Raw genomic sequence first — 23752 nt, forward strand, 5'->3', positions numbered from 1 at the left:
CGAGCGGGGCCGGCCGCAAACTTTCACTCATGCCGATGCACATGCAAAAAAAACCGCGCGGCCCTGGCGGGCTCGCGCGGTTTGTGGCGGGATGCGTGGCGCTCGGCGAACCGCTGGTTCTGCCGAGCGGCGCGTCACGCAAGTTACTTCTTGTAGTTCGCCACGCCTTCGCTGATTTCCTTGTGCGCGGCTTCGATGTCGGCCCAGCCTTCGACCTTCACCCACTTGCCCTTTTCCAGCGCCTTGTATTGCTCGAAGAAGTGCTTGATCTGGTCCTTCAGGTACGCCGGCACGTCGTCGATCGACTTCAGGCTCGCGGTCATCGGGCAGATCTTGTCGTGCGGAACGGCGATCAGCTTCGCGTCCACGCCCGATTCGTCGGTCATTTGCAGCATGCCGAGCGCGCGTGCGCGCACCACCGAGCCTGCCAGCAGCGGGAACGGTGTGATCACCAGCACGTCGACCGGGTCGCCGTCGCCCGACAGCGTTTGCGGAATGAAGCCGTAGTTGGCCGGATAGCGCATGCCGGTGCTGATGAAACGGTCGACGACGAGCAGGCCCAGGTCCTTGTCGGCTTCATACTTCACCGGGTCGCTTTGCGCCGGGATTTCGATGATGACGTTGAAATCTTGCGGAAGGTCTTTCCCTGCGGGGACGTTATTGAAGCTCATGAGCGCTCTCTGGTCAGATGGAATTCGGAGCACGGCAAGCGGCGCGGGGCCCGAGGCGATGCGTGGTGAAACTCGCCTCGAATGCGAGCGCTACGGCCGGACAGTCAGGAATGCGCCATTATAGCCAATCGGCAGATGGCACCCCTTGCCGGATCGGCGCGATAATCGTCTGGCGCGTCGCATCCCGGTCACTCGCTGCTGTTTGCGCGTGTATCGCTGCCTGTCTCTCTGCGCGCGTGTCACGCTGTGTGCTCCGAGCGTGCTGCTGGTTTGTGAACACCGTGTAACGGCGCCCGCTTGGCGCATCCGCTCGAGCGTGCGCCTGCTGCGCCACCTCTTAAGGAGTCTGCATGGAAGAAGCCCGGCATTTCATTGGCGGCGAGTGGACCGCTGCTTCAGGCGGCGAGACCATCGCCGTGCTCGATCCCTCGGACGGCCAGCCGTTCACGCAGCTCGCGCGCGGTACCGGGGCGGATGTCGACGCCGCCGTGCAAGCGGCCCGCCGTGCGTTCGAAGGCGCATGGGGCGCGGCCAGCGCGGCCGAACGCGGACGCGTGCTGTATCGTCTGTCGATGCTCGTCGCCGCGCGCCAGGAAGAACTGGCGCAACTCGAAGCGCGCGACACCGGCAAGCCGCTCAAGCAGGCGCGCGCCGATTCGGCGGCGCTCGTGCGCTACTTCGAGTTCTATGCTGGCGCGGCCGACAAGCTGCACGGCGAAACGCTGCCCTATCAGGCGGGCTACACGGTCATGACGATCCGCGAGCCGCATGGCGTCACCGGCCACATCGTGCCGTGGAACTATCCGATGCAGATTTTCGGGCGCAGCGTGGGGGCGGCGCTGGCGGCCGGCAATGCGTGCGTCGTCAAACCCGCCGAGGACGCCTGCCTTTCCGTGCTGCGCGTGGCCGAACTGGCGGCAGAGGCCGGCCTGCCGGCGGGCGCGCTGAACGTGGTCACAGGCTATGGACACGACGCCGGAGCGGCGCTCGCGCGTCATCCGGGCATCGATCATATTTCGTTCACGGGTTCGCCGGAAACCGGCAAGCTGGTCGCGCAAATGGCCGCCGAAAACCATGTGCCGGTCACGCTCGAGCTGGGCGGCAAGTCCCCGCAAATCGTCTTCGCCGATGCGGACCTCGACGCCGCGCTGCCCGTACTCGTTTCGGCGATCGTGCAGAACGCCGGGCAAACCTGCTCGGCGGGCAGCCGGGTCCTGATCGAGCGCGGCATTTACGAGCCCCTGCTCGACCGGCTGAGCAACGCGTTCAACGCGTTGCGCGTAGGGCCTTCGCATGCGGACCTGGATTGCGGGCCGCTCATCAACGCAAAGCAACAGCGGCGCGTGTGGGACTTTCTCTCCGACGCCCAGCACGACGGCATTGCAATGGCCGCGCATGGCGAAGTGATCCCCGAAGCGCCGGAAAGCGGCTTCTACCAGGCGCCCACTTTGCTGCGCGACGTACCCGCGAGCCACCGTCTCGCGCGCGACGAAGTGTTTGGCCCCGTGCTCGCCGCCATGTCCTTCGACGACGAAGACGAGGCGCTCGCGCTTGCCAACGGTACCCAATATGGTCTCGTGGCCGGCATCTGGACGCGCGACGGTGCGCGGCAGATGCGTCTTGCACGGCGTTTGCGCTCGGGCCAGGTGTTCATCAACAACTACGGCGCGGGCGGCGGCGTGGAATTGCCGTTTGGCGGCGTCAAGCATTCGGGCCACGGACGCGAAAAGGGCTTCGAAGCGCTGTACGGCTTCACCGTGCTGAAAACCATTGCGATCCGCCACGGCTAGCCCTGCGGGCGCGAATGCCGGTATAGCAGGCCGCAACGTCACAATCTCACAACATACACAGCGGAGACATCATGCGGTTGACAGGTAAAACGGCCATTGTCACAGGCGCCGGCTCGGGTTTCGGCGAGGGCATCGCGAAGACTTACGCGCGCGAAGGCGCAAACGTGGTGGTCAACGATCTGAACGGCCCGGCGGCCGAGCGCGTCGCGAGCGAAATTGCGCTGGCGGGCGGCAAGGCGATTGCGGTGGCGGGCAACGTCGCGCAACGCGAGGACTGGCAAAAGCTGCGCGAAGCGGCGCTCGAAGACTTCGGCAGCGTGCAGATCGTCGTCAACAACGCGGGGACCACACACCGCAACAAACCTGTGCTCGAAGTCACCGAAGCAGAGTTCGACCGCGTGTACGCGGTGAACGTGAAGAGCATTTACTGGAGCGTGCAGGAGTTCGTGCCGTACTTTCGCGAGCAGGGCGGCGGCAGCTTCATCAACATTGCGTCGACGGCGGGTGTGCGGCCGCGGCCGGGGCTGGTCTGGTACAACGGCAGCAAGGGCGCGGTGATTATCGCGAGCAAGTCGCTTGCCGTGGAGCTTGGACCCGACCGCATTCGGGTGAACTGCGTGAATCCGGTGATCGGTGAAACGGCCCTGCTCTCGGAGTTCATGGGCGTCGAGGACACGCCCGAAAACCGCAAGCGCTTTCTCGCCGGCATTCCGCTGGGGCGCTTTTCGACGCCGCAGGACATTGCCAACGCCGCGCTTTATCTGGCTTCGGACGAAGCGGAGTTCATTACCGGCGTGTGTCTGGAAGTGGACGGTGGACGCTGCGTGTAGCGGCGCGTGCGGTGTTTGAGCGCCGGGCGTTGCACATCGCGCCTACCGCTTTCCGCCACATTTCCCACAGACTGCGGGCCAGTATCCAGCGCCGCACCCAGCACCGCGCCGCAGCTTTCCTGCTAGCAGCCGCACCCGAGCAAGCGCCGTTCACGCGCGGCGCTTGCCGGGCTCAGTGTTTTCCCCCGGTATCTAAATGACATGCGAGCCGCGCCGCGCGGCTAGAATCGATCGACGCGGCACTTCAATTCCACAAGAAGAGAGGAGACATCATGGCTAGTCCCGCAGATCCGCTCCACCATCCCGGCGCGGGCGCGCCGCCTTCCAGTTTCGAAGAGGCGACCTACCGCAAGGTCAACTGGCGGCTCACGCCTTTGCTCATGCTCTGCTACGTGGTCGCCTATCTGGATCGCGTGAACGTGGGTTTCGCGAAGCTGCAAATGACCAGCGATCTCGGTCTGAGCGACGCGGTCTACGGCTTCGGCGCCGGTATTTTCTTCGTCGGCTACTTTTTCTTCGAAATCCCAAGCAATGTGATCCTGCACAAGGTCGGCGCGCGCGTGTGGATCGCGCGGATCATGGTGTCGTGGGGCGTGATCTCCATGCTGACCATGTTCGTCACCACGCCGACCATGTTCTACGTGATGCGCTTTCTGCTCGGCGTTGCCGAAGCCGGCTTCTTCCCGGGCATCATCCTGTATCTCACGTACTGGTATCCGGCGCATCGGCGCGGACGCATGACGACCTGGTTCATGACCGCAATTGCGCTTTCTGGCGTGATTGGCGGGCCGGTCTCGGGCTACATCCTCAAGACCTTCAATGGCATGAACGGCTGGCATGGCTGGCAGTGGCTGTTTCTGCTGGAAGGGCTGCCTTCGGTACTGGTGGGCATTCTGGTGTTCTTCGCGCTCGACGATCGGATTGCCAAAGCGAAGTGGCTCACCAAAGAAGAACAGCAACTGCTCGAGCGTCACGTGAGCGCGGAGGAAGCAAGCAAACACGACATGCCGATCCGCCAGGTGCTGACGAGCGGCCGCGTGTTGATGCTCAGTCTGACGTACTTCTCGTTCGTGATGGGCCTGTACGGCGTGAGCTTCTGGCTGCCGACCATCATCAAGGCGACCGGCGTGACCGATGCGTTGGTGATCGGCCTGCTCTCCGCGGTTCCGTTCGCCGCTGCGGTGGTGGCAATGGTGCTCGTCGCGCGCAGTGCCGACCGTACCCGCGAGCGGCGCTGGCATATTGCATTGCCCGCCTTTGCGGGGGCGATCGGGCTCGTGCTGTCGGTGATATGGGCGCAGAACACATTGCTTGCAATGGCTTCTCTCACGCTCGCGACCATGGGCATTCTCACTACGCTGCCGCTCTTCTGGAGCTTGCCGACCGCGATTCTTGCCGGGACGGGCGCGGCGGCCGGGATCGCGATGATCAATTCGATCGGAAATCTGGCCGGATTCCTGAGTCCGTATGCCGTGGGATGGTTGAAGCAGGCGACAGCGGCGAACGATTCGGGCATGTACATGCTGGCAGCGTTCATGGTGCTGGGTGGACTGCTCGCGATCAGCGTGCCGGCGAAGATGGTCAATCGCTGAGGTAAAGCGGTGACGTAAAGCGGCTCGCTGATACTGAAGCCCTGGCGGCACTGCGCTGCCAGGGCTTTGTGTTTCTCGGGACTGCGCCGTTACGCGCACTGCTGCGTTGCCGATCGCACGGCAAGCTGCCGCCAGAACAGCGGTATGTGTTATTCCGTCAGCGAACCAGGGGCGCCGGAGCAGCACCAAAATCGCGCCGGTCTGACGTGACCAGCGACGCTCATTGAGCGTAACGCGCTTCGTCGAGATCGGCGATGAGCGTGCGCCCGGTTGGACGCCAACCCAGGCGCGACTGCGTCAGGGCGCTGGAGGCCGGCATATCCAGGCCGGTAAACATCGCAAGCCAGCCAAAATGGGCTGCCGCTTCTTGCGGGGGAATCGAAACGACCGGCAAGTTCAAACCTCGACCCAGCGCCTCGGCGATTTCCCGGCTGCTGACTCCTTCTTCGCCAACCGCGTGATAGCGCGCGCCCCGCTCGCGCTTTTCCACGGCGAGCCGGTACAGACGCACGACATCGGAGAGATGGCCCGCCGGCCAACGGTTGCGGCCTTCTCCGACATAGGCGCACACGCCTTTCTCGCGGGCGATGGCGATGAGCGGCGTAATGAGGCCCTGCCTGAACACGTCGTGGACCTGCGGCAATCGCACCACCGACACGTTGACGCCCTCTTCGAGCAGCGCATTGCCCGCCAGTTCGGAGGCAATGCGCGGATTGGGGTGGCTCGCGTTGAACACATCTTCACTCGCCGGTTCGCCATGCGCCCCGCTGCCCACACCGGTTCCCGAAGTGATGACAAGCGGACGATCCGACCCAGCGAGCGCGGAACCCAGCGCTGCGATCGCGCGCTTGTCCTTTTCGCAATTTTCGACGAAGCGGGAGAAGTCATGGTCGAAGGCGGTATGAATCACGCCCTCCGCCTTCATCGCGCCGTCGCGCAAACTCTCGGGATCTTCCAGTGTGCCGCGATGCACCTGCGCGCCCGCCGCGATAAGTGCTTGCGCTCCGGCGTCGGAACGGGCCATGCCGATCACCTCGTGACCCGCGTTGATGAGTTCGGGAACAAGAGCCGAGCCGATGAAGCCGGTCGCCCCGGTCAGAAAAATACGCATAGTGAGCTCCTTGGTTGTCACCCCGCTCACTATCCGGCCTTCGCGTATCCCGTTAAAGTAGTGACCTCATCATAGTAAAGCGACTAACAGGGTCATCATGCCAGTGAACACAGCGAGGTCGCTCGGAGATTTCCTCAAAAGCCGCCGCACCCGCCTCGATCCAGCGAGCTTCGGATTTTCCGGACGCAGACGAACTCCAGGGCTGCGCCGCGAAGAGGTCGCTCAGCGCGCGAACATCAGCCCGACCTGGTACACGTGGCTCGAGCAGGGGCGCGGTGGCGCGCCCTCGGCGCAAGTGCTGGACCGGGTCGCCAGCGCGTTGCTGCTCACGGATGCAGAGCGCGAGCATCTGTTCATGCTGGGTCTTGGGCGACCGCCCGAGGTCCGCTATAAGTCCGTGAAGAACGTGAGCCCCCGGTTGCAGCGGCTGCTCGATCTGCTCGACGCGAGCCCGGCGCTGATCAGAACCGCCACCTGGGACATCGTTGCGTGGAACCGTGCTGCTGCTGTCGTGCTGACCGACTACGCCGCACTGCCCCCCAGTCAGCGCAACATCCTGTACTTCCTGTTTCGCGATCCGGCGGCTCGCGCGAAGCAGCACGACTGGGAAAGCGTCGCCCGCTTCGTCGTGGGCGGGTTCAGAGCGGACGTGGCTCGCGCGGGCCTTGCATCCGAAGTGGGCGAACTCGTGGACGAACTGTGCCGCGTAAGCCCGGAGTTCGACGCGCTGTGGCGAGACAACGAGGTGGTTGGGCACGGCGACGGAGACAACGTCAAGCGCCTGCGGCATCCCGAGTTGGGGGCTATCGAGCTCGAATACTCGGCGTTTTCCGTCGATGGCCGGCCGGACCTGAGCATGATCGTCTACAACCCGCTCGACGACAAAATAGCCGAGCGGATCAGAGCGCTCGCCGCGCGTGGCGAATGACGACGGAGCAGACAAAACGCGCAACATGCACCGTCATCGCGACGTGGCCCCGAGCAGTGACCCGAAGAACCTGGTTGGCCAGGCTGCCGCTTGTTCCACTCGTTAGCGCATCGTCAAAACAAAATGGCCGCAGCACCCGCTGCGGCCATCCGTCATGACATTCGAAATCGCGTGCGCTTCAGCAAACGCACAGCGAGCGAAGAAGCGAAAGCGAGCCTCACACGATATTCATCGCCAACGCACTCTCGCGATAATGCAGGCTCGCCTTTTCGGTATCGCCTAGCTGCTCGTGCAGCCGAGCCAACGCGCGGTGCGAGCGGATCTTCAACGTCTCGTTGTCGGCCAGCTTCAACGCACGCTCGAGGAACGACTGCGCCTTGCCCCACAACTGCTGATGCAGGCAAAGCCGCCCCAACGCGAACAGAAGATCTGCATCGTCCGGACGGTCCTTCTGCCATGCCTCCGCCTTCTGGATCAACGGCAACGCGTCGCCGCCCGCGGTGTCCGGATAACGGCGCAGCAAACGCGCGTCCCAGTTCTGAGCGAGCGCGTCCTCGACAATCTTGCGCGCTTCCTGTGGACGATTCAGCGCGACCAGCAGCTCCGCAGCCAGATCGGCGAGACGCGGCGAATGACGCTCCGTCGGCGTCAACGAGTTCCATAGTTCGAGCAGCGCATCGGCGTTATGCCGACGATCGCGCAACAGGTTCTCCGCTGCCAGTTGACGCAAACGCACAGCGACAGCCGGATGAATCGCCTCGCGCTTTTCCAGCGTCTTGACGAGCTTGAGCACTTCGCCCCAGTTCTTCAATTGCTGTTGCGCGCGCAACATGATTTGTTGCGCGTGAATGCGCCGGCCGCCCTGCGATTGCATTTCCTTGAGCGCTGCCAGCGCGCCGTCCGCGTCGCGGCCGTCGGCGCGCATGTCGGCGGTGGCCATCAGGCGTGCGTCCTGCCAGTCGGCTTGGTCGATCTGTGCAAGCCATTCGTCGCGCCGCCCATATTCATGCATGCGATGCGCCGCCGTCGCAGCGATCAAGCCAGCCGCACCCTTGTTGTCGCCGTTCGCGAGCGCATCTTTGGCGGCCTTTTCCGCACGGGAAAAGCGCCCGGCGTACAGGTTGCCGATTGCGTCGCGCAGCGCCGCATGCGCCTTGGCCACCCGCGCGCGGGCGCGGTACGCAGCCACGCGCTGCGGCATCCGCCAGATATTGCGCACGATGCGCAAGAGCGCATAGACCAGAATGAACAACACCACGAGCCCGACCACGAACAGATTCAACGACATGTCGACGCGGTACGGCGGATACACCAGCAGCACCTGCCCCATGTCGAAGCGCCCGACCACCGCGAGCACCACCGCGATGGCAAAGAGCAACGCGAGCCACAGAAGTCCCCGGATCGCCATGATTAACCTCGGCTCCGGTATTGATTGACCGCTTGCAGACTGGTGTTCAGATTCGGCAACTCCACTGCGGCTGAGCCGGCTTCGACCTGCTTGACGAGATCGACCACGTTCTGCGTTTTCTTCGACGATGCATCGAAATAACGCGTCAGCGCGTTTTGCGCCGCCTGCAAGTCGGACTTGAGCGTGGTCTCGTTGCGCGACAGCAGCGCGAGCCGTGCCGACAACAGCCGCAGCTTCACGTTCTCACGCACGAAATAGCCCTGATCGGGCGCGACCATCATCGCATCGGCATGGTCGATGCGGCGCACCTGCACGAGGCTCGTCAACTGCTGGCCGATGCCGCTCGTCACCTCGTGCCACCACACTTTCCAGCGCGGCTCGCCGGTGGCCGCCGCGACCTTCGCCGTGTCGGCCCAGGTGGCCGCGCGCGGCGTGGCATGCGCAATGGGCGCCTCGCCCGAGAGCGGCAGGCTGTCTACCTGATCGACCGCGTTGTCGAGCTTGATGGCAAGACCTGTGAGGTCGGTGGAAGGCGCCGCCTTCAGCTTGTCGATGTCCTGCGCGATGGCCTTGCGCACCGCGACCGCCTGCGCGCTGTCGGACGCCGCGAGCCGCGTGTCGGCGCTTTGCAGCGCGAAAAGCGCAAGCTGTGTGTTGCCGGTCAATTGCAATTGCTGACTCGCGGCAGAGAGCATTTGCCCGACCTCGGCGAGTGTCCAGTCGTCGCGATTGCGCGCCAGATCGGCGTATTGCTGTTGCAGCGCCTGTTGCGCGGCCTGTGCATCGGCGAGCTTGCCTTCCAGTTGCGCGACCTGCGAGTCCGACTGACGCACCGTGGCGAGCGCCTGCTCGGTCTTGATGCGCAACTCGTTGGTTTGTGTGTCGTTCGCCTGCTGGCGCTGCGCGATCTGCTGTTCGGTGCGCTCCAGCTTGCGATTGAGCGCGTACCCGCCCACGCCCGCGGCGCAAGCCAGAACCACGACGACAAACCACAGCAGCGGTCCGCTCGCGCTGCGGCGCTTCTGCGCTTCGTAGGGCGTGAAGGGTTGGTTCGGCGGCAAGCTGGCAGTCGCGGCCGGCTGGGGTGAAGCGTTCGTGGATGCGTTCGTTTCAGTCATGCGTGATTGAGCCGGTGAATGAGCCGGATTGGACGGTACCGGTTGAACTACGGTCGGCAGGGCGGCGAGCAGGGCTTGGGCGATGCGCTCGTCGCCCGCGCCGGACACCGTAATCCTATCAAAACCCAATGCCCGCGCGGTCTGCGCGATACGGGGATGCGGCGTGACGAGCAGCGCGCGCTTGAGCTGCGCGATTTCGTCGGCGGTCAGATGTTCGTGCGCGAGTTCGTGCAGATTGCGCACGCCCTCGGAACTCGTGAGCAGCCATGCATGCGCTTCGCCCGCCAGCAGTTGATGAACGCGCGCCCACGCCCCGATAGACGGTTCGGGCACGAGGCGCCGGTAAGCAGCGACCGTCTCGACCTGCGCGCCCGCTTCGCGCAGACGATCCGCAAGCCACTCGCGGCCGCCGTCGCCGCGCACGATCAGCACACGCTTGCCTTCGAGGCCCGTCTCGCCGAGCGCGGCCTCGATCGCGGCGTAGAGTCCCTCAGAATCGAAGCGACCGTTCTCGTCATCCACGCCCGCTGCCGGGCTGATGACCTGGTGTGCCGGCGCACTCACGCCGTGTCGCGCGAGCGCACGCACACTGCCCGGCCCGACCACGCCGAGCGGCAACGCATGCGGCCAGATCGCGCCGCTCTTCGCAAACGCGTGGTCGATCGCATTGGGCGACACGAATACGACGAGCGCGTAACGCTCCAGCGAACCGAGCGCGGCGCGCAGCGGCGTGTCGTCCGCAACCGGCGCTATGTCGATGAGCGGAAAGTCGAGCGTGGCGACGCCGGCTGCGGCAAGCCGCGCGATCAACTCGCTCGACTGACCGGCCGGTCGCGTAATGACGACCGTGAACGCCGCCTGACCGGCGCCCACGGATGATGCGTTGCGTGGAGTGTCGGCGGCCATCAGTCGCCGGAGACCGGGCTGTTGGCCGTGCCGCCTGCCGGGCCGCTTGCCGTGCTCAGCGCGCGGACAATCTCCATCGCGCCTTGCTGTTCGAGCGCGTTCGCCACTTCGCGGCCCAGCGCCACGGCGCGCTCCACGGTCGGTGCGGGCGCCGAGGCCTGCGCACTGAGCACGCGCCGGCCATCCGGCGTGGCCACGACGCCGCGCAGGTGCAACGCGCCGTCATGCCACTCGGCATAGGCCGCGAGCGGCACTTCACAACTGCCGCCGAGCGCGCGCGACACCATGCGCTCCGCCTCGACGGCTGCCGCCGTATGCTCGTGATGCAGCGGCGCGAGCCACGCCGCAAGGTCCGCCCGGCCTGCGCGAATCTCAATGCCGAGCGCGCCCTGCCCCGCAGCAGGCAAGCTGTCTTGCGGATCGAGCAGCGCGCGAATCCTGTCGCCAAGACCCAGGCGCTTCAAACCCGCTGCGGCGAGAATGATCGCCGCGTAATCGCCGCGGTCGAGCTTGGCGAGGCGCGTGTCCAGATTGCCTCGCAGCGGACGCACTTCGAGATGCGGATAGCGCATGCGCAGCATCGCTTCGCGGCGCAGGCTCGAGGTGCCCACCACCGCGCCCGCGGGCAGCGCGGCGAGCGACTCGTAATGGTTGGAGACCAGCGCGTCACGCGGGTCTTCGCGCTCCATGATGGTGGACAGCGCGAAGCCCGGGGGCAATTCCATCGGCACGTCTTTGAGCGAATGCACGGCCAGATCGGCGCGGCCGTCGGCGAGCGCGGCTTCGAGTTCTTTCACGAAGAGACCCTTGCCACCCACCTTCGACAACGTACGGTCGAGAATCTGATCGCCGCGTGTCGTCATTCCGAGGATTTTTACCTCGCAAGATGGATATAATTTGTGCAGCGCACATTGCACATGCTCCGCCTGCCACATGGCAAGGCGGCTCTCTCGCGAAGCAATCACAAGCGTGTGGGGTGGCGCGGCAAACGTCTCGGTGTTCATTAGCTTGTCGATTGAATGACGGGATCAAATAACAAGGAATGTTAGCACGCGCCCTTGCGCTCTCCCCCCGGTTCGCCCCCTGCCGCTCGTTGCGGAACAAGGCTCGAATCGAGGTGCGGCGGGGCGCCGTGCCGACCCGGTAGCAACGGAGGAGACGGGCTTCGCGCCACGCGCGGCTGTCCCACGCGCTTTGGAGGCTGTCTTGCGGCTGTCTCGAGGCTGACTTTAGGCTGTCCCGCCTGAGCCTCTTCGCGCACGATCGTTCGCGCATCGCGCCGCTGCATGCGCGATGATTCAATGCGGCGCAACATGCGCCGTATGCAGAGTTCGTGCGAGCGCGGCCCTCCTCTCCGACGTATCGTCATCGGTGCATACCGCTTCATGCAGTTCACGTTGCAGTTCAGTGCAGTTTCGAGTTCCGCAGTAGCAGTTCATCACTTAACAGACCCTGGCTTCCCTGAGGAAACCCATCGTGACGTCTTCTGGATCGGCGCGCTCAGCCCGCCGCAACACTGCATCGCCCAACGCTTCCACTGCCGACGCCGGCGCGTTCCCGGCTTCGGCACCCATCGCGGCCGACGCCGCTCCGGCTGGCAAGGTCAAACGCGCGACGTCGGGCGCGAAGGCCGCCACGGCCTCTCAAGCCGCCAAGGCCGAAAAAGCCAGCAACGCCGCTACAGCCACCAAGGCCCTGAAAGCCGGCAAGGCAGGCAAAACCTCCTTGCCCGTCAAAGCGGACAAAGCCGGTAAAGCCGATAGAGCTGACAAGGCGGTCAAAGCCGATAAAGAAGACAAAGCCCTGAAGATGCCGAAGCCGGGCAAGTCCAGCGAGGCGGTTCCTTCCACGAAGAAGACGAAAGGCGAAGCCGCCGGCCCCACGCCGGCCCTGCCAGCCATCTCCGCGGACGCGTCGGCCGCCGCGCCGAAAACCAACGGCCGCACGCGCGACGACAAGGACCATCCGCTCTTCCAGGACATCCGCTACCTCGGACGGCTGCTTGGCGACGTGCTGCGCGAACAGGAAGGCGACGAAGTGTTCGACGTCGTCGAAACGATCCGGCAGACAGCCGTGCGCTTTCGCCGCGAGGATGACAACGCCGCCGCGCAAACGCTCGACAAAAAGCTGCGCTCGCTAAGCCCCGAACAAACGGTGAGCGTGGTGCGTGCGTTCAGCTACTTCTCGCATCTCGCCAACATCGCCGAAGACCGTCACCGCAATCGCCGTCACCGCATTCACGCGCTGGCAGGCTCCGCCGCGCAGCCCGGCAGCATTGCCTATGCGCTGGAGAGACTGGTCGAAGCGGGCGCCGCCGCGACGCCGGTGCTGCAACAGTTCTTCAACGACGCGCTGATCGTGCCCGTGCTGACGGCGCACCCCACCGAAGTGCAGCGCAAGAGCATTCTCGACGCCGAGCACGACGTCGCGCGCCTGCTCGCCGAGCGCGACCAGCAGTTGACCGAGCGCGAACGCGCGCACAACGAGACCATGTTGCGCGCACGCGTCACGTCGCTATGGCAAACGCGCATGCTGCGCGATTCGCGCCTCACCGTGGCCGACGAAATCGAGAACGCACTGTCGTACTACCGCGCGACTTTCCTCGAAGAAATCCCCGCGCTCTATGCCGACATCGAAGAAGCGCTGAAAGAGCACGGCCTCGAAGCACGCCTGCCGCCCTTCTTCCAGATGGGCAGTTGGATCGGCGGCGACCGCGACGGTAACCCGAACGTCACCGCCGAGACGCTCGAGCACGCCATTGCGCGCCAGGCCGAGGTGATCTTCGAGCACTATCTGGAGCAGGTGCACAAGCTGGGCGCCGAGTTGTCCGTATCGAATCTGCTCGCGGGCGCAAGCGACGAGCTGAAAGCGCTCGCCGACATTTCGCCGGACCGCTCGCCGCATCGCACGGACGAGCCGTACCGGCGCGCGCTGATCGGCATGTACACGCGGCTCGCCGCAAGCGCACGGGTGCGCCTCGGCGAAGGCAGCGTGCCGCTGCGCAGCGCGGGCCGCGGCGCAGCGCCGATCCGCGCAACCCCGTATGACGACGCCTCGGAGTTCGTGCGCGACCTGCATGTGCTGATCGATTCGCTCGCCGCGCACCACGGTGCGCCGCTTGCCGCGCCGCGTCTTGCGCCGCTCGCGCGCGCAGCGGAAGTGTTCGGCTTCCATCTGGCGAGCATCGACTTGCGCCAGAGCTCGGACATTCACGAAGCGGTGATCGCGGAACTGCTCAAGCGCGCGGGCGTGCACGACGACTACGCGGCGCTCTCCGAAAGCGAGAAGCTCGCAGTGCTGCTCGCGGAACTCGCGCAGCCGCGCCCGCTGCGCCTGCCGTATGCCGAGTACTCGGATCTCGTGAAAAGCGAACTCGGCGTGCTCGAACAGGCTCGCGTCACGCGCGAGAAATTCGGCGCGCGCGCGGTGCGCAACTACATCATTTCGCACACGGAAACGGTCAGCGATCTGGTGGAAGTGATGCTGCTGCAAAAAGAGACCGGCCTGCTGCAGGGACAACTCGGCAATCCGAACGATCCTGCGAAGGCGGCGCTCATGGTGATCCCGCTCTTCGAGACGATCCCCGATCTGCGCAACGCGCCGCACATCATGCGCGATCTGCTTGCGCTGCCGGGCGCCGACTCGATCATCGAGCACCAGGGCAACGAGCAGGAAGTGATGCTCGGCTATTCGGACAGCAACAAGGACGGCGGCTTCCTCACGTCGAATTGGGAGCTGTACCGCGCCGAACTCGCGCTCGTCTCGCTCTTCAACGAGCGCGGCATCACGCTGCGCCTGTTCCACGGACGCGGCGGCACCGTCGGCCGTGGCGGCGGTCCGACCTATCAGGCGATTCTGTCGCAGCCGCCTGGCACGGTCGACGGCCAGATCCGCCTGACCGAGCAAGGCGAGGTGATCGCAAGCAAGTTCGGCAATCCGGAAATCGGCCGGCGCAACCTGGAAACGGTGGTCGCGGCGACGCTCGAAGCGTCGCTGCTGCCGCATGGCAATGCGCCCGCCGAGCTGCCCGCATTCGAAGAAACGATGCAGCAGCTTTCCGACGCGGCGATGGCCTCGTACCGCGCGCTCGTGTACGAAACACCCGGTTTCAAGGAGTATTTCTTCGAGTCGACGCCGATCTCGGAGATCGCGGAACTGAACATTGGCAGCCGTCCGGCGTCGCGCAAATTGCAGGACCCGAAGCATCGCAAGATCGAAGACCTGCGCGCGATTCCCTGGGGCTTCTCGTGGGGCCAGTGCCGCCTGCTGCTGACCGGATGGTATGGCTTTGGCAGCGCGGTCGGCGCGTATCTCGACGGCGCGCCGAGCGACGCCGAACGCGCACGCCGCCTTGCGCTGCTCAAGAAGATGCACAAGAGCTGGCCGTTCTTTTCGACACTGCTCTCGAATATGGACATGGTGCTCGCGAAGACCGACCTTGCGGTGGCCTCGCGCTATGCGGCGCTCGTGTCCGACAAGAAGCTGCGCAAGCATGTGTTCGAGCGGATCGTCGCGGAATGGGAGCGCACTTCCAAGGTCTTGTCGGAGATCAGCGGCAAGAGCGAGCGGCTTGCGGAAAATCCGCTGCTCGCGCGTTCCATCAAGAACCGTTTTCCGTATCTGGATCCGCTCAATCACCTGCAGGTCGAACTGCTCAAACGTCACCGTGCGGGCGATACCAACGCGCGCGTGCGGCGCGGAATTCATTTGACCATCAACGGGATCGCGGCGGGCTTGCGCAATACGGGCTAGCGCTTGCGAAGCGGGCGGCGGCGTGTCTTGCGGGCGCCGCTGCGCTTTGAATCGACGGAGCCGGACGTGGAGGTGTTGCCACGGCCGGCTTTGTTTTTGGCGCGTGCGGTTGTGTTGCGGGCGATGCTCGAGGTCGACGCAGCAATCGCATTCGCAGCGCTCAGCGCGCGTCGATCATCAATGCATCCAGCTTGAACGAGCCGTCTTCCTGCACGTCGAAATACTGCCGCACTTCATCCGGCGCGCCGCGCCACAGCGACTGGATCGCGACCACGCGCGGCTCGGGCGTGCGCATGCGAGCAACCCACGAGCTGAACTCGATGTCGATGCGCCAACGCTCGCGAATCGACGCCTTGAAGCCCGCGGCTTCGAACATCGCGAGCCATTCGTCGGCGCGGTAATCGCGAATGTGCGAGCCGTCGCGCAACAGTTCGATAGCCTGAAGATGCGTATCGAGCAGCGGATGGTCGGTGCCCGCAATGTCGATGAACAACACTCTGCCGCCCGGCTTCAGCACGCGCCGCACTTCGGCCAGCGCGGGCGCGACGTCGTGCCAGTGGTGCGCGCTCATGCGGCTGATCACCCAGTCGAACGTGTGATCGTCGAACGGCAGGCTTTCAGCGGCGCCCTGCTGGGTGCAAATGTTGGCGAGGCCGCGCTCCTTCGCCGCCCCTTCGACGGTGGCAAGCATCGGCGCAGCAATGTCGTACGCGACCACCTCTTTTGCGTGCGGCGCCACGGCGAAGCTCGCGTGGCCGGCGCCGCAGCCCATGTCCAGCACCGTTGCGCCCGGCGTCGCGGCAACCGCGTCGGCGAGCGTGCGCAGGTCGGCGCCGCTTGCATGGGTTGGACTCGTCAAATAGGCGGCGGCGGTCGAGCCAAAGGCGTCGGCGACCTGATCGTGATGCTTCATGAGTAGCTCCGGTTGTCTGCGTGGGACAAGTATCGTGTGGGTCCGCGTGTAGCGCCCGGCAGCGCGGCCTGCCGTTCATGCCGCTACGCCGATACAATAGAGCCCGTTCAGTACCAGTACAAGTTAAGCAATTATTCTGGTATCTAAACCACCCTCTTCACCACTTTCTTCACGCGCTGCAAGAATCGAATGACCCCGCGAACCAGTCAGCCCGCTTCCGCCGATCACCCGCCGCCGCTCGAGGCCACTCCGGCCCGCGCGCTCGGCGACTTTATCCGCGCGCATCGCGAACGGCTGTCACCGCAGGCGCTCGGCCTGCCGCCGGGCCCGCGCCGCCGCACGCCCGGCCTGCGTCGCGAGGAAGTCGCTCAACTGTGCGGGGTAAGTCCGACGTGGTACACGTGGATCGAGCAAGGGCGTCCGGTTTCCGCTTCCGCGGACGCGCTCGCGCGCATTGCTGTCGCGTTGCAACTGTCGCGCGCCGAACGCGCGTATCTGTTCGAGCTGGCGGCGCAGCGCGATCCGGCCGAACCCGACCCGGCCGCCGCCGACGCGCCCGCCACGCTGCTGGAAACGGTGCAACTCGTGAACACGCCGGCCTACGTGCTCGACCGTCAATGGAACGCGCTCGCGTGGAACGAGCGCGCGGCCGGGTTGTTCGTCGGCTGGCTGGACGGCACGCACGACCGCAATCTGCTGCGCTATACGTTCACGGAGCCGGCGGCGCGCGAGCTGATCGTCGACTGGGAAACCCGCGCGCGGCGGCTTGCCGCCGAGTTCCGTGCGGATTCCATCCGTCACTTGAGCGACGCGCCCACGCGTGCGCTGATCGATTCCTTGAGCGCGGCGAGCGACGCGTTCGCGCGCTTCTGGGCTTCGCAGGACGTGGGCGGCCGCGAAGGCGGGCGGCGCGAGTTCAACCACCCGCGCGAGGGCCGGCTCGTCTACGATCAGATCACTTTCAAGCCCGCGCATCGCGAAGATCTGAAACTCGTCGTGCTGGTGCGCGAGTAGCGCCCGGTGCGGGCTTTCCGCTGTCAACCCGCGCGAGCCCCCACCGACTGCCGCCGACTCAGCGCAACTCGCGCCCGCCAACCCCGCACGCTCCGCTGCTCAGTTCGCATCGCCCAAGCGGCGTCGCGCGCGCCGAGCCTCTCAGTCGCCGGGGCGGCCTGTCGCCGGTGTTAAAATCGCGTTCTTTCCCGCTTGCGCGGCGTAGGCAGCCGTGTCGTTGCATTCGCGCCGTCAGCCGCTTCACCGCCCGCTCCACTGCCCTTTAACCGCTGCTCAATTGCCCAACACCATGACGTCCCAACTGCACAAAAAAGGCGAAGCCTGGTCGGCTCGCTTCTCGGAGCCGATGTCGGAGCTCGTCAAACGCTACACGTCGTCGGTTTTCTTCGACAAGCGTCTGGCACTCGTCGACATTGAAGGGTCGCTCGCGCACGCCTCGATGCTGGCCGCGCAAAAGATCATCGCCGCCGACGACCTCGCCGCGATCCAACGCGGCATGGCGCAGATCAAGGGTGAAATCGAGCGCGGCGAGTTCGAGTGGCAACTCGACCTGGAAGACGTGCACCTGAACATCGAGGCGCGCCTGACCGCGCTGATCGGCGACGCGGGCAAGCGTCTGCACACGGGCCGCTCGCGTAACGATCAGGTCGCAACGGATATCCGCTTGTGGCTGCGCGGCGAGATCGACCGTATCGGCGAATTGCTGAAGGAGTTGCGCACCGCGCTGCTCGACATGGCGGAGAAAAACGCGTCGACCATCATGCCCGGCTTCACGCACTTGCAGGTCGCGCAACCCGTCACGTTCGGCCATCACCTGCTCGCCTACGTCGAAATGTTTTCACGCGACGCCGAGCGCATGCTGGATTGCCGCAAGCGCGTGAACCGCCTGCCGCTCGGCGCAGCCGCGCTCGCCGGCACGAGCTATCCGATCGACCGTCATGCCGTGGCGAAGACGCTCGGCTTCGACGGCATCTGCGCCAATTCGCTCGACGCGGTTTCCGACCGCGACTTCGCGATCGAATTCACGGCCGCCTCGGCATTGGTCATGACGCACATCTCGCGCTTCTCCGAAGAACTCGTGCTGTGGATGAGCCCGCGCGTCGGCTTTATCGATCTCGCCGACCGCTTCTGCACCGGCTCGTCCATCATGCCGCAGAAGAAAAACCCGGACGTGCCCGAACTCGCGCGCGGCAAGACGGGCCGCGTGAACGGGCACCTGATGGCGCTGCTCACGCTGATGAAGGGCCAGCCGCTCGCATACAACAAGGACAATCAGGAAGACAAGGAGCCGCTGTTCGACACGGTCGATACCGTGGCCGATACGCTGCGCATCTTCGCTGAAATGGTGGCCGGCATTTCGGTGAAGCCGCAAGCCATGCGCGACGCCGCATTGCAGGGCTTTTCCACGGCGACCGATCTGGCCGACTATCTGGTCAAGCGCGGCCTGCCGTTTCGCGACGCGCACGAAGCAGTCGCGCTCGCCGTGCGCATCTGCGCGGATCGCGGTTGCGATCTCGCCGATCTCACCCTCGACGAAATGCGCGCCGAGTTGCCGAACGTCGCGCATCTGATCGGCGAAGACGTGTTCTCGTATCTGACGCTCGAAGGCTCGGTGGCAAGCCGCAATCATCCGGGCGGAACCGCGCCCGAGCAGGTGCTCGCAGCGGTCAAGGCCGCGCGGCAGGCGTTGAACTGACGAGCGGACGCGCCGTCGCCACGGCGCTCAAGCATGGCAAATCGCGAAGGCGAACTCGTTGACGGGTTCGCCTTTTTTGTTGGGCGCATGCCCGCCGATACAGGGGCGAACGCGGATTGAAACCGCGCGGTTTTTGACTACCATCAAGACAGGTTCAGCCCTTTTTCGTGGTTCATCATGCTTACCCGCACGCGCTCTCTTCTTGCTCCAACCCAATACAGCGCGCGCCGCGGCTGCGCATGGTCGACCTTGTCGCGCGGCACGGCAGTGACGGCCTTGCTCGCGCTGACTGTCGCCGGCTGCACGATCACGCCGCCGCCACGCACGACGGTGGCCACGCCGCCCGCGGCGGTCAACAGCGCCACGCTGGATCAATACCGCGAAGCCGTTGCGCGGCGCATCGTCGAGCGCAGCCCGTCTTATGTGCTGCGCGGCACGCCGCAAGCGATGCTGCGCTCGCTCGTCGTGGTGTCCTTCACCGTGGATCGCAACGGGCACGTGGTGCAGTCGTCGGTGTATCGAACCAATGGCGACGACGAAGCCGAAGGCACCGCGCTCGCCAGCTTGCGGCGTGCGTCGCCGCTGCCCTTGCCGCCCGGCAAGTTGCTGAACGGCCGCGGCCAGTTGGAACTCTTCGAAGACTGGCTGTTCAACGACGACGGCAAATTCCAGTTGCGCGAACTTGCCCCGCCGCAAGCGCTGACTATCGACTAGGTGGGGCGACTGGGTGAGTCGGCCGCACTCATTGAGTGGGTGGGTCGGCTGAGCGGGTCATCCTGGGAGTGGCTCGGTCTGAGACTGACGCGCTGGTCGGCCGCCCGCCTTGCTGCGCGAGCGCCACGCTCGCTATAATTTTCCGATTCCCCGCCGGAGCCTTCCGGCACCGCTCAGGCAGCCTGCTCATCCGCAGGTGTGCCCGCAGCAGCCTGTCGCGGCACCGCGTCATCCGTGCGTGCCGCGCAAGCGCCTTTGTGCAATGCGTTGTATGGTTGTGCGTTGCGAGTCCTCGCTCGACGCAACCTCGGCGCGTGATGCGCACAAGCGCGCGAACCTCAACAAAGATGCCGATTCAGCTCGCCGCCTCGCGCGCGCCGCCCGACTGACCGCACTGCGGACAACAAGGCTGCCGCTGGGCGAGCGCCGCCGTCGCAGGTACTGGCGGCAACCACCGGCGTCACGACACATATGGAGACCCTGCATGTCCACATCGCCGATTTCCGCGGCCGGGCCCAATGCGGCCAGGCAAACCCATAGCGGGCGGATCATTTTCGCGAGCTTCATCGGCACCGCGATCGAGTTCTACGACTTCTACGTCTATGCGACCGCCGCGGCGCTCGTCATCGGTCCGGTGTTTTTTCCGCATGGGTCGGCAACGGCTCAGGCTTTATCGGCTTTCGTCACGTTCGGCATTGCGTTTGTCGCGCGGCCCATCGGCTCGTTTCTGTTCGGCCATTTCGGCGACCGCATTGGGCGCAAGTCGACACTGGTCGCGTCGCTGCTCGTGATGGGCATTTCGACCACGCTGATCGGCTTCGTGCCTGGCTACGACACGATCGGCAGCCTTGCGCCGATTCTGCTGTGCCTTCTGCGCTTTGGCCAGGGCATCGGGCTTGGCGGCGAATGGGGCGGCGCGGCGCTGCTCGCCACCGAAAACGCGCCGGCCGGCAAGCGCGCGTGGTTCGGCATGTTCCCGCAACTGGGCCCGTCAATCGGCTTTCTCGCGTCCAACGGCCTGTTCTTCGCGCTCGCCATGTCGCTCACCGACGAACAGTTCCGTAGCTGGGGCTGGCGCGTGCCGTTCCTCGTCAGTGCTGTGCTGGTGGCGCTGGGTCTGTACGTGCGCCTGAAGATTGCCGAGACGCCGGCTTTCCAGGCCGCTATCGAACGGCAGGAGCGTGTCAAGGTGCCCATCGCCACGCTGCTGTCGCAGCACTGGCTGCCCACGCTGCTCGGCGCACTGGCGATGGTGGTCTGCTACACGCTGTTCTACAACGCGACGACCTTCTCGCTGTCGTACGGGGTCTCGGTGCTGCATATTCCGCGGCAGACGTTTCTCGGGCTACTGTGCATCGCCGTGGTCTTCATGGCGCTCGCTACGCCGCTCTCGGCACGGGCAAGCGACCGGTATGGCCGCAAGCCGGTGCTGATCGTGGGCATCGTCGCGGCGGTGCTGTCCGGCTTCACGATGGCGCCGCTTCTCGGCAGCGGGCAGACGCCGCTCGTGCTGCTGTTCCTCGTGATCGAGCTGTTCCTGATGGGCGTGACCTTCGCGCCAATGGGCGCGCTGCTGCCCGAGCTGTTCCCCACCAATGTGCGTTATACCGGCGCGGGCGTGTCGTACAACCTCGGCGGGATTCTGGGGGCGTCCGTGGCACCGTATATCGCGCAGATGCTCGCTGCGCGCGGCGGGTTGCCGTGGGTCGGCGCATACGTGTCGATTGCAGCCGCTATCAGCATGATCGGCGTGCTGTGCATGCGCGAGACACGCGACTCGCGCATGATGTGACGGCAGCGCTGCGCGACGCAGTGAGCTTCGGCGGCGATCGCCGGAGTGTCGGCCTGGCGGGGCTTCTCTGAGTGAATCCCCTGCCTTGCCTGCCTTTTTGACTTGCCTATACTCGAATCCGAGAAACCCCACGGTAAGCAGGGAGGCCCGGATGAATCTTCATCTTCACAATGCCGACATCGTGATGATCATCGCGCTCGCGCTTTTGTGTTCAATGCTGCTCGCGCTGCGCTTTCGTCCCGCCAGTTGGAAGGGCATTGTCGTCGAGGCGTTGGCCGCCAATGCGGCGGCCATTACCGCCGTGGTCGCGTTCGAAATGCTGGTCGCCTGACACGCTCCTATTCCCTCTGTGTCTTTTGCGAGCCGCGAGCCGCGGTCTGCGGTGCGCAAGACCGCCCGCTCAGCGGCTCGCCGGCTTCGCGGCTTCGCGGCTTCGCGGCTGAGCGGCTGAGCGGCTGAGCGGCTGAGCGGCTGAGCAGCTGAGCGGCTGAGCGGCTGAGCGACTCAGGGGCCGCCCGCCTGAGCGGTCGAGGCTGCCCAGCGATCTCACCGATAGTAATAGCCGTGGTGGTAGTAGCCGCCACCGCCGTAGTAATAGCCCGGCGCCGGAGCGACGATACAGCCGCCCAGCATGGTGGCAAGCACAGTGCCGGCGAGCAGGGTGAGGATCAAGCGTTTCATGTTGTTCTCCATCGAGTCAGTGTGTTCGAGCCGAGGTCTCGAATGACTCGATTGAACACGACCCGCCCCTGCGAGAACGTTGCCAGTTGTAAGGGAAGATCACGGCGGGGTTACATATTTGAGAAGGCGGCCTGGCCTCGCTGGACGGGTGACGTCGGGAATTGGTGTTCAGCTAGATAGCTGTCAAAAACACCGTCTATACTCGTTGCATGTGCCCGCCGCCGACGCGCCGTATGCCTCATGCGTCCTGGCTGGACGAAGATGCACGTGCGTCACGCATACGCGCCTGGAACGCCACTGGAAAGCGGATTCAAAGGTGCCCTGAAGCCGCTCACAAGCAGCATGATCGACCGGATTCCTGCCCGAGCCGTGCAATCGCGGCGGGTGCAACGAAGCTTACGACCAACGAAAAGCGACAGATTTAACAAGCGTGTAATGCATGCGTGGCGCGCAACGAACGCTCGGTGAACAAGTTTCGAGCACTTTACGCCGCATATTTCACGCAGCAATGCGGTTCCTCTTCGCCCGACGTTCCCCGACGCGGGCGTTTGCGGGCGTCACGTGGCAGGGCCGTTCAAACCGGCACCGTGCGCGTCACGCCCTTTTTCTTTGAGCAAACGATTGCGCCGCGCGTTGCTATCAAGCGGCAGCCGAGCCTCGCTCCGCGGCCACAACGTGCGGATCGAGGTGCACGTAGTCGATTGCGCCGAGCACGTCGCTGATAGGCGGCACCGAAAAGCCGTCGCCCACCGAGATCGAGCGGAACGGCGCTTCCACCCCGCAGTGCGACGGCGAAGTCGCCACGAAGACCATCACCGTGCGCTTTTGCAGCGCATGCGCGAGGTGAACGAAGCCGGTATCGGTGCCGACGACCAGCGCGCATGCGTCGATCATTTGCGCGATTTCAGTGACGCTCAGCTTAGGCAGCACCCTTGCGCCCGGCACCTGCGCGGCGATCTGCTCGGCCTCTTGCCGCTCGCTTTCGGAACCCCACGGCAGCACCACGCGAAAGCCCCGTTCAGCCAGTTCCGCGCCGACCACGCCCCAGTGCGAGACGGGCCATTTCTTGTCGTCTTTCGACGTGGCGTGAAAAAGCGCTGCGACGGGCGCGCGCTCATCCGCGAACAACGGCTTGGCCGGTTCGGGCAATTTCAGATCGTAAACAGCCGGACCTTGCACCTCATAGCCCAGAGCCTCGCCTGCGCTGATGCGCATGCCGTGCCACGCATTGCATAGCGGACGCGGACCGAAGCGACCGGTGTACGCAAATGCGGCGCCGCGCTCGCCCAAATCTTGCGACTGATAGCCGATGCGCCGCGACGAGCGGGCCAGAAACGCGATGATCGCGCTCTTGTACACGCCGTGAATGTCGATAATGTAGTCGTACCGATGCGCGCGCAGCTCTGAAATGGACGCCGCGATGGCCTTGAAGTCGGCCCAGCGGCGCGCTTTCTTGAAGCGGCGCAGCGGTGCGCACAGCACGCGGTCTATGCCTTTGCACCATTGCGCCACTTCGGCGAATGCTTCGTCCGCGGCCCAATCGACCTGAACGCCGGGAAATGCGCGTTTGATATCAGCCACGACGGGCAGCGCTTGCACGATATCGCCGAGTGACGTGACCTTGACGATAAGGACTCGCTTCATTAAGGGCCTTTGGTTGTTCAGACGTCAAAACATTTTAGCCGACGAATGGAATAGTCTTTGCTGAACCGGGCAAGACAGGCGCCCGGCAATAATACGGCGCCTTACAACGCGCGCCTTACAACCTGCCTTTTTACTACATTTCACAAGGCTTTCACAGCGTTTCAGGGCGTCTGCACCCTTTATACTTCGTCA

General features: G+C 64.8%; 18 protein-coding genes. 10 read left to right on the top strand and 8 right to left on the bottom strand.

Annotation, left to right across the window (positions count from 1 at the left end; all coding sequences use genetic code 11):
- Window positions 1-143: 143 nt before the first annotated feature.
- Window positions 144-671, bottom strand: a complete 528-nt coding sequence (gene ppa / locus JNB89_RS18460; RefSeq protein ID WP_013338535.1) for an inorganic diphosphatase — start codon at window positions 669-671, stop codon at window positions 144-146.
- A gap of 350 nt (window positions 672-1021) precedes the next feature.
- On the opposite strand from ppa, the gene JNB89_RS18465 reads away from it, so the two are divergent.
- From JNB89_RS18465 to JNB89_RS18475, 3 genes are all read left to right on the top strand, one after another.
- A complete protein-coding gene (locus JNB89_RS18465) occupies window positions 1022-2461 on the top strand; it encodes an aldehyde dehydrogenase family protein (RefSeq protein ID WP_220363221.1) in 1440 nt (479 codons plus the stop codon).
- A 71-nt stretch (window positions 2462-2532) separates the two neighbouring features.
- Window positions 2533-3291 carry an SDR family oxidoreductase gene (locus tag JNB89_RS18470; protein ID WP_013338533.1) on the top strand — a complete coding sequence of 253 codons (759 nt, stop codon included), beginning with the start codon at window positions 2533-2535 and terminating at the stop codon, window positions 3289-3291.
- Window positions 3292-3563: 272 nt separating this feature from the next.
- Window positions 3564-4883 carry an MFS transporter gene (locus JNB89_RS18475; protein WP_220363222.1) on the top strand — a complete coding sequence of 440 codons (1320 nt, stop codon included), beginning with the start codon at window positions 3564-3566 and terminating at the stop codon, window positions 4881-4883.
- Window positions 4884-5103: 220 nt separating this feature from the next.
- On the opposite strand, the gene JNB89_RS18480 is transcribed toward JNB89_RS18475, so the two are convergent.
- The gene (locus JNB89_RS18480; protein ID WP_220363223.1) at window positions 5104-5994 is read right to left on the bottom strand and encodes an SDR family oxidoreductase; all 891 of its coding nucleotides are present in this window, start codon (window positions 5992-5994) and stop codon (window positions 5104-5106) included.
- A gap of 97 nt (window positions 5995-6091) precedes the next feature.
- Between JNB89_RS18480 and JNB89_RS18485 the strand changes: the two genes are divergently transcribed.
- Complete coding sequence (locus tag JNB89_RS18485) at window positions 6092-6922, top strand: helix-turn-helix transcriptional regulator (RefSeq protein ID WP_013338530.1); 831 nt, start codon at window positions 6092-6094, stop codon at window positions 6920-6922.
- 217 nt (window positions 6923-7139) lie between these two features.
- Here the strand turns inward: JNB89_RS18485 and JNB89_RS18490 are convergent, their stop codons facing one another.
- Genes JNB89_RS18490 through hemC form a run of 3 tightly spaced genes read right to left on the bottom strand, consistent with a single transcriptional unit; the run spans window position 7140 to window position 11358 of the window.
- Window positions 7140-8330 carry a heme biosynthesis protein HemY gene (locus tag JNB89_RS18490; RefSeq protein WP_013338529.1) on the bottom strand — a complete coding sequence of 397 codons (1191 nt, stop codon included), beginning with the start codon at window positions 8328-8330 and terminating at the stop codon, window positions 7140-7142.
- A gap of 2 nt (window positions 8331-8332) precedes the next feature.
- On the bottom strand, window positions 8333-10354 hold the full coding sequence (gene hemDX / locus JNB89_RS18495) for a fused uroporphyrinogen-III synthase HemD/membrane protein HemX (protein ID WP_220363224.1): 2022 nt from the start codon (window positions 10352-10354) through the stop codon (window positions 8333-8335).
- The gene (hemC, locus tag JNB89_RS18500; protein ID WP_220363225.1) at window positions 10354-11358 is read right to left on the bottom strand and encodes a hydroxymethylbilane synthase; all 1005 of its coding nucleotides are present in this window, start codon (window positions 11356-11358) and stop codon (window positions 10354-10356) included. Before hemC ends, hemDX begins: the two co-directional genes overlap by 1 nt.
- Window positions 11359-11830: 472 nt before the next feature.
- Here hemC and ppc point away from each other — a divergent pair, with 472 nt between their 5' ends.
- Complete coding sequence (gene ppc / locus JNB89_RS18505; protein ID WP_220363226.1) at window positions 11831-15106, top strand: phosphoenolpyruvate carboxylase; 3276 nt, start codon at window positions 11831-11833, stop codon at window positions 15104-15106.
- Window positions 15107-15266: 160 nt separating this feature from the next.
- On the opposite strand, the gene JNB89_RS18510 is transcribed toward ppc, so the two are convergent.
- The gene (locus tag JNB89_RS18510; RefSeq protein WP_218741407.1) at window positions 15267-16019 is read right to left on the bottom strand and encodes a class I SAM-dependent methyltransferase; all 753 of its coding nucleotides are present in this window, start codon (window positions 16017-16019) and stop codon (window positions 15267-15269) included.
- Between the two features lie 189 nt (window positions 16020-16208).
- Here JNB89_RS18510 and JNB89_RS18515 point away from each other — a divergent pair, with 189 nt between their 5' ends.
- From JNB89_RS18515 to JNB89_RS18535, 5 genes are all read left to right on the top strand, one after another.
- Entirely contained in the window at window positions 16209-17033 is an 825-nt protein-coding gene (locus JNB89_RS18515; RefSeq protein WP_218741408.1) for a helix-turn-helix transcriptional regulator, read from the top strand.
- A gap of 289 nt (window positions 17034-17322) precedes the next feature.
- A complete protein-coding gene (gene argH / locus JNB89_RS18520; protein ID WP_013338523.1) occupies window positions 17323-18729 on the top strand; it encodes an argininosuccinate lyase in 1407 nt (468 codons plus the stop codon).
- A 177-nt stretch (window positions 18730-18906) separates the two neighbouring features.
- A complete protein-coding gene (locus JNB89_RS18525) occupies window positions 18907-19443 on the top strand; it encodes an energy transducer TonB (RefSeq protein WP_013338522.1) in 537 nt (178 codons plus the stop codon).
- Between the two features lie 484 nt (window positions 19444-19927).
- Window positions 19928-21235 (top strand): MFS transporter, encoded by a 1308-nt coding sequence (locus JNB89_RS18530; protein ID WP_220363227.1) that lies wholly within the window; start codon window positions 19928-19930, stop codon window positions 21233-21235.
- Between the two features lie 151 nt (window positions 21236-21386).
- Entirely contained in the window at window positions 21387-21566 is a 180-nt protein-coding gene (locus JNB89_RS18535; protein WP_013338520.1) for a hypothetical protein, read from the top strand.
- A 215-nt stretch (window positions 21567-21781) separates the two neighbouring features.
- Here the strand turns inward: JNB89_RS18535 and JNB89_RS31240 are convergent, their stop codons facing one another.
- On the bottom strand, window positions 21782-21916 hold the full coding sequence (locus tag JNB89_RS31240; RefSeq protein ID WP_013338519.1) for a hypothetical protein: 135 nt from the start codon (window positions 21914-21916) through the stop codon (window positions 21782-21784).
- A gap of 639 nt (window positions 21917-22555) precedes the next feature.
- Window positions 22556-23560 carry a lipopolysaccharide heptosyltransferase I gene (gene waaC, locus JNB89_RS18540; RefSeq protein WP_220363228.1) on the bottom strand — a complete coding sequence of 335 codons (1005 nt, stop codon included), beginning with the start codon at window positions 23558-23560 and terminating at the stop codon, window positions 22556-22558.
- Window positions 23561-23752: the final 192 nt, after the last annotated feature.

This window comes from Paraburkholderia phenoliruptrix (genome assembly GCF_019511605.1).
Lineage (GTDB): Bacteria > Pseudomonadota > Gammaproteobacteria > Burkholderiales > Burkholderiaceae > Paraburkholderia > Paraburkholderia phenoliruptrix_A.